Source organism: Microbacterium sp. NPDC055665 (assembly GCF_053618035.1).
The window spans coordinates 162,690-174,751 of sequence record NZ_JBSHGY010000003.1; the positions used below are offsets into that span (position 1 = coordinate 162,690).

Annotated in this window: 10 protein-coding genes and 1 tRNA gene; 4 read left to right on the forward strand and 7 right to left on the reverse strand. The window is 68.8% G+C overall.

Features of this window, described 5'->3' with window-relative positions; all coding sequences use genetic code 11:
- Positions 1 to 100 precede the first annotated feature (100 nt).
- Positions 101 to 1,105 carry a helix-turn-helix transcriptional regulator gene (locus ACWGO6_RS10050; protein ID WP_452326793.1) on the reverse strand — a complete coding sequence of 335 codons (1,005 nt, stop codon included), beginning with the start codon at positions 1,103 to 1,105 and terminating at the stop codon, positions 101 to 103.
- Positions 1,106 to 1,202: 97 nt separating this feature from the next.
- Between ACWGO6_RS10050 and ACWGO6_RS10055 the strand changes: the two genes are divergently transcribed.
- Positions 1,203 to 1,601 carry a VOC family protein gene (locus tag ACWGO6_RS10055; protein WP_452326616.1) on the forward strand — a complete coding sequence of 133 codons (399 nt, stop codon included), beginning with the start codon at positions 1,203 to 1,205 and terminating at the stop codon, positions 1,599 to 1,601.
- A 153-nt stretch (positions 1,602 to 1,754) separates the two neighbouring features.
- On the opposite strand, the gene nusG is transcribed toward ACWGO6_RS10055, so the two are convergent.
- The 3 genes from nusG to ACWGO6_RS10070 form a co-directional block, all read right to left on the reverse strand.
- Positions 1,755 to 2,801, reverse strand: a complete 1,047-nt coding sequence (gene nusG / locus ACWGO6_RS10060) for a transcription termination/antitermination protein NusG (RefSeq protein ID WP_136040694.1) — start codon at positions 2,799 to 2,801, stop codon at positions 1,755 to 1,757.
- Positions 2,802 to 2,843: 42 nt separating this feature from the next.
- A complete protein-coding gene (gene secE / locus ACWGO6_RS10065; RefSeq protein WP_029260992.1) occupies positions 2,844 to 3,116 on the reverse strand; it encodes a preprotein translocase subunit SecE in 273 nt (90 codons plus the stop codon).
- Positions 3,117 to 3,156: 40 nt separating this feature from the next.
- Positions 3,157 to 3,229, reverse strand: a tRNA-Trp gene (locus ACWGO6_RS10070).
- Between the two features lie 195 nt (positions 3,230 to 3,424).
- Here ACWGO6_RS10070 and ACWGO6_RS10075 point away from each other — a divergent pair.
- Both ACWGO6_RS10075 and ACWGO6_RS10080 read left to right on the forward strand, forming a co-directional pair.
- Positions 3,425 to 5,248: an HSP90 family protein gene (locus ACWGO6_RS10075; protein ID WP_452326617.1), complete on the forward strand. Its 1,824-nt coding sequence runs from the start codon at positions 3,425 to 3,427 to the stop codon at positions 5,246 to 5,248.
- Positions 5,249 to 5,271: 23 nt separating this feature from the next.
- Positions 5,272 to 8,070 (forward strand): hypothetical protein, encoded by a 2,799-nt coding sequence (locus ACWGO6_RS10080; protein ID WP_452326618.1) that lies wholly within the window; start codon positions 5,272 to 5,274, stop codon positions 8,068 to 8,070.
- Positions 8,071 to 8,073: 3 nt separating this feature from the next.
- Here the strand turns inward: ACWGO6_RS10080 and poxB are convergent, their stop codons facing one another.
- The gene (poxB, locus tag ACWGO6_RS10085; protein ID WP_136040697.1) at positions 8,074 to 9,798 is read right to left on the reverse strand and encodes a ubiquinone-dependent pyruvate dehydrogenase; all 1,725 of its coding nucleotides are present in this window, start codon (positions 9,796 to 9,798) and stop codon (positions 8,074 to 8,076) included.
- Positions 9,799 to 9,980: 182 nt separating this feature from the next.
- Here poxB and ACWGO6_RS10090 point away from each other — a divergent pair, with 182 nt between their 5' ends.
- Complete coding sequence (locus ACWGO6_RS10090; protein WP_168429495.1) at positions 9,981 to 10,151, forward strand: KOW domain-containing RNA-binding protein; 171 nt, start codon at positions 9,981 to 9,983, stop codon at positions 10,149 to 10,151.
- 6 nt (positions 10,152 to 10,157) lie between these two features.
- Here ACWGO6_RS10090 and ACWGO6_RS10095 read toward each other — a convergent pair whose 3' ends face one another.
- Together ACWGO6_RS10095 and ACWGO6_RS10100 are read right to left on the reverse strand one after the other, a co-directional pair.
- Complete coding sequence (locus ACWGO6_RS10095; protein WP_452326619.1) at positions 10,158 to 10,595, reverse strand: pyridoxamine 5'-phosphate oxidase family protein; 438 nt, start codon at positions 10,593 to 10,595, stop codon at positions 10,158 to 10,160.
- A gap of 92 nt (positions 10,596 to 10,687) precedes the next feature.
- On the reverse strand, positions 10,688 to 12,052 hold the full coding sequence (locus tag ACWGO6_RS10100; RefSeq protein ID WP_136040699.1) for an NAD-dependent succinate-semialdehyde dehydrogenase: 1,365 nt from the start codon (positions 12,050 to 12,052) through the stop codon (positions 10,688 to 10,690).
- Positions 12,053 to 12,062 lie beyond the last annotated feature (10 nt).

Sequence of the window (12,062 nt, forward strand, 5' to 3'; positions counted from 1 at the left end):
GATGCCGGAGCATCCGCTTCTCCCACAGATCCGGCGTTTCCGGACCGTGGTCGTCTCTGCGCACGCCGAAGCGGCACACAAACCACACAAGTCTACCCGATCAGGACGAGTCGCGCGGACCCCGGCCATCATCGCCGTACTGGGACACGATCCGCACGCCGAGCGCCAGGAGCGCGGCGCGGACGGCGGCGGGTTCGATGACCTCCACGGCGCCCGTCCAGCCCGCCAGCTGCTCCGCGAGCGCATCGACACGGTGCGCACTGACCTCCATCCGCACGCGCCCATCGGCGCCTGGCTCATCGGGGAGCATCCGCGCCTGCGCGCCGAACCGGTCGTGCAGCGCCTTCACCGCCCAGGGTTCCACGCCGACCACGGCCCGAGCCGCGCCGCGCATCTCCTCAACTCGCTCGACCATCTCCGACCACGCCCGCGAATGGTCGAAACCGGCAGGAGCGGAACCGCGAGACGACAGCACACGGACCTCCACGATCCGATCCGCCCGATATGTGCGCAACGCCTCCTCGTCGGCGTCGTCCGTCCCGGCGGTCGCCGGCGCGGCGAGCAAGTACCAGCGCGGCCCACGGCTGCCGACCATCAGGGGGATGACCTCGAAGGAGGATGATCCGGATGCTCCTTCGTAGCGCAGCTCGACACGGAACCCTCCCGCGATCGCCCGCTGGAGCTCCGCGACCGACGGCGGCACCGCGTCGGTCTCGGTCACGCCCCACGGGGCATCGCGCACCGTCGTGGCAGCGACGCGCTGAGCGCCCTCACGGAACGGCTCCGGCAGCGCGCGGACGAGCTTGCGCGTGGCGGCGATCCGCTCCGGGGTCGCTGCACCGCTCTGGGTCAGTGCGACGAGCAGCGACGTCACCTCTCCCTGCGTGAGGCCGGTGAGATAGGTGCGCGCGCCGCCGATGAGCCGCCACCCGCCGCCTCTCCCCCGACTCGGATAGATGGGCACCCCGGACATCGCCAAGGCTTCGAGGTCGCGGCGCGCGGTCGGCACCGACACCTCGAGTTCGGCCGCGAGCTGCGCAGCCGTGATGTGCGCTCTGCCCTGCAGGAGCAGAAGCGCCTGGATGAGGCGGTCGGCGCGGATCAGAACCTCTTTTCAGAAGTGATCATTTGGTGATCACTTCAACCGCGAGCATAGAAGAAGAAGCCCATCAGCAGAAGTACCCACTCAGAAGGAGAATCCCATGTTCCGTGGTCTCGCAAATCTCAACCTCGTCGCCGAGGACATGCCCGCCGCCGTCGCCTGGTACACCGCGGTCTTCGGATCGGGCCCCTACTTCACGCGCCCCGAGGCCGGTCCCGCACAATACGCGGAGTGGCGGTTCGGCGACGACGAAGACGAGTTCGCCCTGATGGATGCCCGCTTCCGCCCCGCGCTTCCCCAGCCGGGTGGCGCGCTGGTGAGCATGCACGTCGACGACATCCACGCGGAGGTGGCCCGGCTCCTCGAACTGGGCGCCACGGCTTTCGACCCGGTCACCCAGCGCGGAGAAGGCTGGTGGTCGGCATCCGTCAGCGACCCGTTCGGCAACCTGATCGGACTCATCCAGAGCCCGCACTGGGCCGCACAGCACGCCGAGTGACGGTACGCAGCGAGGGCGCCGTTCCGGTCGCAGTTGCTGCCGCCTCGCGGACGATAAGGCGACATCAAGTGCGACCGGAACTGAATCAACGCGCGGCGCAACGCAAGAACGGCCGCCCCGGAAGGGACGGCCGTTCTCGTGAGGATGTGTGGGTCAGACCATCTTGGTGACCTGGTCGAACGACAGCTCGACCGGGGTCTCGCGCTCGAAGAGGGAAACGAGGACCGTGAGCTTGCCGCTCTCGGGCTTGATCTCGCTGATCGAACCGGGAAGACCCGCGAACGAGCCCTCCTTGATCGTGATGGTCTCGCCGACCTCGAAGTCGACCTCGGCCGGCAGCGGACGAGCGACGGCGACGCCGCCCTTCGACGCGATGTTCTTGGCCGTGGGGACGTCCTTGACCTCGACGAGCGACTTCAGCATGTTGAAGGCCTCTTCGAAGCGCAGCGGCGTGGGGTTGTGGGCGTTGCCCACGAAGCCGGTGACACCCGGGGTGTGACGCACGACCGACCAGGTGTCTTCCGTGAGCTCCATGCGCACCAGCACGTAGCCGGGGATGCGCACGCGGGTGACCATCTTGCGCTGGCCGTTCTTGATCTCGACCACGTCTTCCATCGGGACCTCGATCTGGTAGATCTCGTCCTCGACCTCGAGCGTCGACTTGCGCTGCTCGATGTTGGCCTTCACCTTGCGCTCGAAGCCGGCGTAGGAGTGGATGACGTACCACTTGCCCGGGAGCATGCGGAGGTCCATGCGGAAGGCCTCGTACGGGTCTTCCTCTGCGTCCTCGTCGTCGGCGTCTGCGGAGTCCTCGTCATCGGCGGAGGAGTCCTCGTCGCCGTTGACATCCGGACCGTCGTAGGGGGTGACCTCGTCGGCCGCAGCCGCGTCGAGGTCGGCGGCCTCTTCGGCCACAGATTCGTTGAGGACCTCAGCGGCAGCCTCAGACTCAGCCGCTTCGTCCAGGTTCAGAGCGTCGTTCACGATCGCGTCCGCCTCCGGGTCGTCGATGTCGATGTCGATGTCAGCCGTGTCATCCGCTTCGCCGTCTTCGTCTTCGACGTGGACGGCGACGTGCTCGGCCGAAGTGGCCGAGAGCTCTTCCTCGGCGAGGACGTTGCCCTCCTGGGCTTCGTCTTCCTCGCTGGACTGCTCTGCGGCGGTCGCCCAGTCGGCGTCGTCGGAATATCGTTCAGACACGTTGTTTCTTCTCCATAGCTGCGGCGCGAGCCGCGGGGGTCATCAGCCAGGGATTCCGAACACCCAGTGCGTCAAGAACGCGAACAGCGTGTCCAAGCCGTAGACGATGCCCATGACGATCAGAACGAAGACGAGCACCACCAGGGTGAACTTGAACAGCTCCTTGCGAGTCGGAGTGACGACCTTGCGGAGCTCGGCGATGACCTGGCGGATGAACAGGGCGATACCCCCGAAGAACCGTGAGAAGGGGTTGCCCTTCTTCTCGCGGGTGGCGCCGGCCGCGACGACCTCGCCGCGCGGTTCGTCCTGATCCATCCTGAATGTACCTTTCGTGTGTCAGCGTTGCGCTGACGCGCAGGGCGGACAGGAATCGAACCTGCAACCTGCGGTTTTGGAGACCGCTGCTCTGCCAATTGAGCTACCGCCCTAGAGACCGGGAGGTCTCGGGGTTCTCTCTCCACTCTGCCACCGTGACTGTGATCAGGAGACCCCAGGCATGGCGAAAGAATGCAGAGAACAACTGCCCCACAAGCATACGGCATCGATCCGGTGGCGCCGAACCGGGATCGCGAAGGCGTGTTCTTGTTAGGCTCAGCGAGCGTATGCAGGAGGAGGGAGCGCCGGTGAGCGCTGAGGTGCAGCAGTTCCAGGTGGATCTGCGCGGGGTGGTCGATCTGCTCAGCAGACACATCTACTCCAGTCCACGGGTGTACCTGCGGGAGCTGCTGCAGAACGCCCGCGACGCGATCACCGCACGCCGCGAGGTCGACGGCGGAGGCGGACGCATCCGGATCACCCCGCTGACCGCGGAGAACGGCGAGTTCGTGCTGCGCGACGACGGCGTGGGTCTCACCGCGACGGAGGTCGCGGATCTGCTGGCCACCGTCGGGCGCAGCTCCAAGCGCGACATCTTCGACCTTCCCCGCAGCGACTACCTCGGCCAGTTCGGCATCGGTCTGCTCAGCTGCTTCATGGTCGCCGACACCATCGTCATCCGCTCCCGCAGCGCCCGCGGCGGCGCGTCGGTCGAATGGACGGGAAGCGCCGACGGCACGTTCCAGGTGGCCGAGATCGACGAGGAGCTTCCCATCGGCACCAGCGTGCACCTCGTGCCGCGCTTCGACGCCGACGAGCTCCTGCGCCCTGCCGCCGTGCACGAGCTGGCGACGACGTTCGGCGAGTTCCTGCCCGTGCGGGTCACGCTCGACGGCCCCGGCGGCGACATCGACATCACCAGGGATGCGCCCTTCCTCGATGCCGCCCGCGACCCCGAGGCCGCCGTGCAGTACGGGCGCGACCTCCTCGGCGCGGGCCCGCTCGACGTGATCGAGCTGGGCGAGCCCGCCACCGGGACCCGCGGCCTCGCGTACGTGCTTCCCTACGCCCCGCCGCCGGGTGCACGTCAGGCGACGCGCATGTATCTGGGACGGATGCTGCTCTCCGAGCGCGTCGACGACGTGCTCCCCGAGTGGGCGTTCTTCGTCCGCGCCGTGATCGACTCCACCGGCCTCGCCCCCACCGCGAGCCGGGAGTCTCTGGTCGAGGACGCGGCGCTCGAGCGCGTGCGTGAACAGCTCGGCGCCGGCATCCGCCGCTGGGTCCTGGAGCTGGGCCTGAGCGAGCCGCATCGTCTCGCGCAGTTCGTGGCCGTGCACGAGGTCGGGCTCAAGTCGCTCGTGCGCCACGACGAGGAGCTGGCCCACTTCATCTCGCGCTGGCTGACCGTCGAGACCACGCACGGCACGATGCGGATCGGCGACCTCGTGGAGCGATACCCGAACGTGCGGTATGCGCAGACCGTCGACGAGTTCCGCCAGGTGGCCGGCATCTCCCCCGCCGACGAGGTGCTCGTCAACGGCGGGTACCTCTACGACGCCGACCTGATCCGGATGCTGCCCGACCTCTTCCCGCACGTCACCGTCGAGAAGGTCGACGTCACCGGAGAGCTCGACCGCCTCGACCCTCCCCCGCTCGACGACCGCGACGCCGCCGTGGCCCTGGAGACACGTGCGGGCGCTGTGCTGGCCGCATCCGACTGCTCGGTGGTCGTGCGCTCGATCGACCGCCCCGACCTCGCCGGACTCTACGTCGCCGACCCTGAGGTGCTGCGCGCGATCGACCGCGGACGCACCAAGGGCGTCACGGGCGCGCTCTGGGGCGGCGTGCTGGACCGCATCGACAAGACGATGTCCTCGGCGCGCGAGGACGACCTCCGCGCCCGCCTGTGCCTGAACTGGTCGAACCGGGTGGTCCGCGCCCTGGTGCGCGTGCAGGACGACGCCGTCTTCGCCCGCACCGTGCAGCTGCTCTACATCCAGGCGCTGCTCGCCGGGCACCATCCGCTCGCCGACGCCGATCGTGCCCTGATGACCAGCGCACTCGCCGACCTCGTCTCCCTTTCGGCCGGCATCGAAGGGGACCAGATCCCGTTCGTCGAAGGCCGCTGACACATCCCACCGAAGGATCCCCCATGGCACGTCCGAAGAAGCGCTTCCAGCAGCTGATCGAGGAGATCGACCGCACCCCGTGGGGGCCCGCCGAGCAGGCCCTCGTCGCGGAAGCGGTGGCCCTCGCGATCGAGATCGGCGATGAGCGGCTCGAGTACGAGGCACGGATGCGGCAGACGGCGTCGGCGAACATGGGCGGCGCGACCGATGTGATGCTGAACTCGTTCGCCTGGTGCCTCGCGCACCACGAGGCCGACCCGCAGCGATTCCCCGCCGACTTCGACAACGGCGGCGCCGACCTGATGTGGCAGTTCAAGTGGATGGCGTCATCCCTGCGCTCTTCGCCGGCGTTCTCCCAGGAGCAGATCGCCGCGGTGCTCGATGACATGGAGAAGCACTACCGCGCCGGCGGCCTCGGAGTGAGCGGTGTGCTCACCGCCCGATTCGAGGATGCCTGGGATGCCGGACGCATGGACGAGGCCGAGGCGCTGCGGGTGCAGCTGGAGGCCACACCGCGCGACGACCACAGCCACTGCGACGCCTGCGGCCGGAGCCAGATCGCGGGCTTCTTCGCGGACACCGACCGCGACGCCGAGGCCATCGTCCTGGTGGAGGAGATGATCGAGGGCGGCTTCTCGTGCGGCGAAGAGCCGGAGCACGCCCTCTCGCGCGTGCTCCTTCCCTATCTGCGCGCCGGGCGGTTCGACGAGGCCAAAACCGCGCACCTGCGCAGCTACCGGTTGGCCAAGGACAACCCCGACAACCTGCGCATCGTCGCCAACAACATCGTGTTCACGGCGCTCACCGGCAACGAGGCCCGTGCACTCGCACTCGTCGAGAAGCACATCGCCTGGCTCGCCCATGACGGGCTGAACGTCGACGCGCACTTCGCCGCCCTCGCCGCCCTCGCCGTCGCCCTGGATCGGGTCACGGCAGTGGGCCACGGCGACACCCCCGTGCGCGGAGCGGAGTCGCCCGCGCTCGTCCCCTTCTTCGGAGAGCATGAGGGCCGCTGGAGCGCTGCCGAGCTCGCGGCGTCCGCCTGGTCGGCGGCGGACCGCATCGCCGCCGCGTTCGACGAGCGCGACGGGACCGATGGCCACGCACGCAGCCTGGCCCGCATGCGCGCACTCGCCGATGAGCAGTACGACGTGCCGATCCGATCGGACGCGTTCGTGGCTCCGACCCCCTCGAACACGCCGGCGGACGCCGACGGCTGGTTCGAGCGCGCCATGCAGCTCGCCCAGTTCGGAGCGGAGCACGAGACCCTCGAAGCCCTCCCCCGCGCCCTCGAGGTGGAAGACCCCTACAAGCGCGCCCAGCTGCTCTCGATGCGCATCGGGATCCTCATCGCCCTCGAACGCGCCGACGAGGCCCTGGAACTGCTTCCGCAGCGGGTCGCCGCCCTCCGCGCCGCCGGCCGCGTCGAGCAGGCCGACCTGGAGGAGCGCCTCGGGCTCGCGACCTTCGGGATCGATACCCCCGAGGCGACCGCCGACCTGGAGGATGCGATCGCCGATGCCGCATCGCTGCCCGCCTGGTCGCGCGGCGACCTGGCCATCAGCCGCGCCGCGCTGCACCTGCGAGCGGGGGAAGCGGATGCCGCGCTCGACCTCGCCGAGCTCGCCGCGCGCTCGTTCGCCGAGGCCGATGACGCCCGTCTCGCCAACACCACGACGCTCATGGCGATCTCGGCCGTATTGAGAAAGGGCGACATGGAGGCGGCGACCGCATTGCTCGACCGCTTCCTCGCACAGGACGACCTCAGCACCGGGCATCGGGCGCAGGCGCTGCAGACCAGGGCGCGCGTGCGCGGCGGCAGCGACTCCTATGCGGAAGGCGCAGTCGACGCCGACGAGGTGTGCCGGCTGCTCGCCGAGCTGGGCGCGACGCGCGCCCTCGGTGAGGCCCACCTTCTCGCCGGAGCACTCTGGGAAGACGCGGATGAGCCGGAGAAGGCCGTCTCCCGCTACCGCGTCGCCGCGCGCATCGCGAGCGAGGGCGACGGCGACTCGACCGGCGTGGACTTCCGGCTCGCCCGGACCATGCTGCGCGTCGGCGACGCCGAAGAGGCAGCAGAGCTGTTCGGCGACGTGCTGCAGCGCGAGGAGGAGGCAGAGGTGGCCGCCGGCTCGCGCGCGATGACCGCCTCGATGCTGGCGCGCTCGCTGAGCGCCGCCGGTGAGTTCGGCCAGGCAGTCGGTGCTCACGGCTACGCCTCCGAGCTGTTCGGGCAGGCGGAGGAGCACGCCGACCAGGCGATGTCGATGACCGAGCAGGCCAAGATCCTCGCGCGCTTCGACGAGCACGACGACGCGATCGGGCTGCTCGAATCGGCGGCCGACATCGTACGCCGGGCCCCGGATGCCGTGGGAGCCGTGACCGAAGTGCTGCACAGCCTCGGACAGGCATACGGCGGACGCGGCGACGAGCGGGCGTTCACGCTCTTCGACGAGGTCGCCGCCCTCGCTCAGCAGCATGAGGCCGAGTGGCTCCTCGCCGACGTCACCGATTCGCGGGGTCGGGCGTTCGCCGAGCTCGGCCGGATCGACGAGGCGGTCGCGGCCGCGCTCACCGCGGCCGACGGTTTCGCCGCACTCGGAGATCTCGGCTCGGCCGGTGGGTCCGAGCTGTTCGCGGGGCGCGTCCTGGCAGGGAACGACCGCTCAGCCGACGCCGTGCCCGTCTACCGCAGCGCGATCGACCACGCCGCCGGCCACCCGCCGTTGCTCCAGGTGGCAGCCCTCGAGCTCGGCAACGTCCTCGAGTCGCTCGGGCGTCACGGCGAGGCGGCCGAGGTGCGCACTCTCGCTCAGAGCTGACGGTCAGAACAGCTGGCGCCAGTTGGCCTTGGCGAGGTCGAGGAGCTCGTCGCCGCGGCCGGACATCACCGTACGGATCGCATAGAGGGCGAAGCCCTTGACCTGCGCGGCCTCGATCGCCGGCGGCATGGACAGCTCCTGCCGCTCGGTGACGACGTCGAGCAGGGCGGGTCCGTCGTGCGCGAGCACCTCGCGCACGGCATCCGGGAGGTCTTCGCTGCGCTCCACCCGGCGCGCGAAGATCCCCATGGCTTCGGCGATCGCCGCGAAGCTCGGGTTCTCCAGCCCGGTGCCGTAGGTGACGAAGCCGGCGGCCTTCATCTCGAGCTCGACGAAGTTCAGCGAGGAGTTGTTCACCACGATCGTCTTCACCGGCAGATTGTTCTGGGTGAGGGTGAGGAGCTCGCCGAGCATCATCGCGAGTCCGCCGTCGCCGGCCAGCGCGACCACCTGACGGTCGGGGTGCGCGACCTGCGCGCCGATACCGTGCATCAGGGCATTCGCCATCGAGCCGTGGGTGAACGAGCCGATCAGACGGCGATCCTCGGTCATCGAGAGGTACCGAGCGGCCCACACGGTCGGCGACCCCACGTCGGCGGTGAAGATCGCGTCGTCGGCCGCGTACTCGTCCAGGAGCCGGGCCAGGTACTGGGGGTGGATGGGGCGCTTGCCCTTCGCGGGCACGGCGAGCTCGTCGAGCTTCTTCCTCGTCTTGCGGTAGTGCGCGATGGCATCCTCGAGGTGGCCGCGGTCGTCCTTCCTCGCCACCCGCGGAAGGAGCGCCTCGGAAGTCGCGCGCACGTCGCCGACCAGGCCGAGATCGAGCGGATGCCGCTTGCCGAGCTGCGCGCCGCGGATGTCGACCTGGATGGTCTTGGCGTGATCCGGATAGAACTGCTCGTACGGGAAGTCGCTGCCCAGCACCAGCAGGGTGTCGGCGGCTTCCATGGCCCGGAATCCCGAGGCGAAGCCCAGCAGCCCCGTCATGCCGACGTCGAAGGGGTTGTCGTACTCGATGAATTCCTTGCCGCGGAGGGCGTGCACGATGGGGGCGCCGAGCTTGTCGGCGAGCGCGATGACCTCGTCGTGTGCGCCTTCCACGCCGGCTCCGGCGAGGATCGTGACCTTCGCTGCTGCATTGAGCAGAGTGGCCGCCTTCTCGAGCTCCGCCGCGTTGGGGACCACCACGGGTCGTGCCCGCTCGATCACGACGGCTCGGTCGTCCGCGATGTCGGCGAGAGCCACGTCGCCGGGGATCACGAGCACCGCGACACCGCGTTCCTCGATCGCGGCACGCATGGCGATCTCGAGCAACCGCGGCATCTGCTTCGGGTCGGCGACGTATTCGACGTACACGCTGCACTCGCGGAACAGCTCCTGCGGATGCGTCTCCTGGAAGTACCCGGTTCCGATCTCGGTGGTCGGAATGTGCGCCGCGATCGCGAGCACGGGCACGCGCGAGCGGTTGGCGTCGTAGAGGCCGTTGATCAGGTGGAGGTTGCCCGGACCGCAGGAGCCGGCGACGACCGCGAGCTCTCCCGTGGTGGCGGCATCCGCGGCGGCGGCGAAGGCGGCGGATTCCTCGTGCCGCACATGCACCCAGCGGATCGTGCCGTCCTTGCGGAGCGCGTCCGTGAAGCCGTTCAGCGAGTCCCCGGGGATGCCGTACACACGGTCGATCCCGTTGGCGTGCAGAGTCTTGACGATGTTCTCAGCGACGTTGGCCATGCTTCGACCCTACGCCCGAGCAGCGGTGGCGGCTCGGGCGTTGACAGGCGTGACAGATGCAATCCGGAGTGCCGACATGCGGCACTGTCCTCGCTGGAGTGCGCGATCTAGCCTCGAAGCATCAGCAAGAGCCGATGCTACTCCGCTCCACCTGGAGCCGCGGCGTGACGAAAGGATGCAGGATGAGCGACTTCGCCATCGGAGACACCGTGCAGGTCACCGGACCGACGATGACCGGCAACGTCGGAACCGTCGTCTCGATCGATGAGAAGCGCGGGAAGTACCTCGTACGAATCACGGATGTGACCCAGAACTACTTCACGGCTGACGAGCTGAGACTCTTCTCGGCTTGAGCGCGCTCAGTACTCCTGGGCCCCGTCGCGCTCCGGCTCCGGAGTGCGACGGAAAGCCCGCCCGGTCACCGAGATCGGCGCGACGCGCACGAACACGTGCTTGAGCGTGGGGATCCACGGCCGCAGACCAGCGGCTTCCGCACGCAGCACGTCGGCATCCGTCTCCAACGCGGTTGCATGGCCGCGGACGATGACACTCCACGCATCCGTGTCCGTGTGGTCGTCGACCTCGAAGACCACATCGGCGTTCACCGTCAGCTCGAAGAGCTTGCTGCCGGGCGCCGTTCGGAACAAGATTCCGTCGCCATCGATCACATAGTTCACCGGGAAGATGTCGATCGTGTCGCCCACGTGGGTGACGAGTCGTGCCAGCTCCTGGGTGCCGAGCAGTTCCCAGCTCTGGTCAGGGGACAGCGTCTCGATGGGGTCTGTCTGCGCACTCATGCCGCCATTGTGCCTCGCGCGCATTCCGGTCGCACTTTCTGTCGCAAAATGCCGCTGTGACCGACAGAAAGTGCGACCGGAATGAGGTCTACTCAGCCGATGCGGATCAGCTTCTTGTTGACGAACTCGTCCGCCGCCAAGTGCCCCAGCTCACGCGCGGTGCCGCTGCGCTTGACGCCGCCGAACGGCAGCTCGGGGCTGTCGGCCAGCACGAGGTTGACGTAGACCATGCCGGCCTCGATCTTGTCGGCGACGCGCTCGGCCTGCTCGGCGTCCGTCGTGAAGACGTAGGAGCCGAGGCCGAAGGTCGTGTCGTTCGCGAGCTCGACCGCCGCGTCCTCGTCCGCCACGCGGTACACGACCGCGGCGGGGCCGAAGAGCTCTTCGCGGTACACGTTCATCTCGGGTGTCACATCGGCGAGCACGGTCGGCGCGAAGAACGCGCCGTCGCGGGTGCCGCCGGTCAGCAGCGTCGCACCCTGCTCGACGGCCTGGTCGACCTGCTTCTGCAGGTTGACCGCCGCCGTCTCCGACGAGACCGGACCGAGGACAGTGTCGTCGAGCATCGGATCGGTCGCCTCGACCGCCGCCATCGCCGCCGTGAATTTCTCGACGAACGCGTCGTAGAGACCGTCGACGATGATGAAGCGCTTCGCGCCGTTGCACGCCTGACCGTTGTTGTCGAGGCGCGCGTCGACGCCGGCCTGCACGGTCGCATCGAGGTCGTCGGTGGAGAGCACGATGAAGGGGTCGGAGCCACCCAGCTCCAGCGCGACCTTCTTGAGGTTGCGACCGGCGATCTCGGCGACCGCGGCACCGGCACGCTCGGACCCCGTGAGCGAGACGCCCTGCACGCGCGGGTCGGCGATCATCGTCGCGATCTGCTCGTTGGTGGCGAGCACGTTCTGATAGGCGCCCTTCGGGAAACCGGCGTCGTGATAGATCTTCTCGATCGCGGTCGACGACTCCGGGCACTGCGGCGCGGGCTTGAGCAGGATCGTGTTGCCGACGATCAGGTTCGGAGCGGCGAAGCGCACGATCTGGTACGCCGGGAAGTTCCACGGCATGATGCCGACGAGCGGGCCGAGCGAGGAGCGGCGGATGATCGCCGACCCCTCCCCCAGGATCGCGATCGGCTGATCGGCCATGATCGACTCCGCCTGGTCGGCGTAGTACTCGGCGATGTCCGCGGCGAAGTCGACCTCGCCGAGGGCGGCCTCGCGGGGCTTGCCCATCTCGCGCACGAAGATGTCGGCGAGCTCCTCGCGACGCTCGCGGTGCAGCTCGGCCGCACGGCGCACGAGGGCCGCGCGCTCGGCGACCGTCGACGAGCGCGACCACTCGCGGTGGGCCTCGTCGGCGGCAGCGACCGCCTGGTCGATCTGAGCGTCGGTGAAGGTGTCGAAGGACGCCAGCGTCTCTCCGGTGGCGGGGTTGATGACGGCGTAGTCGGTCATGTTCTCTCCT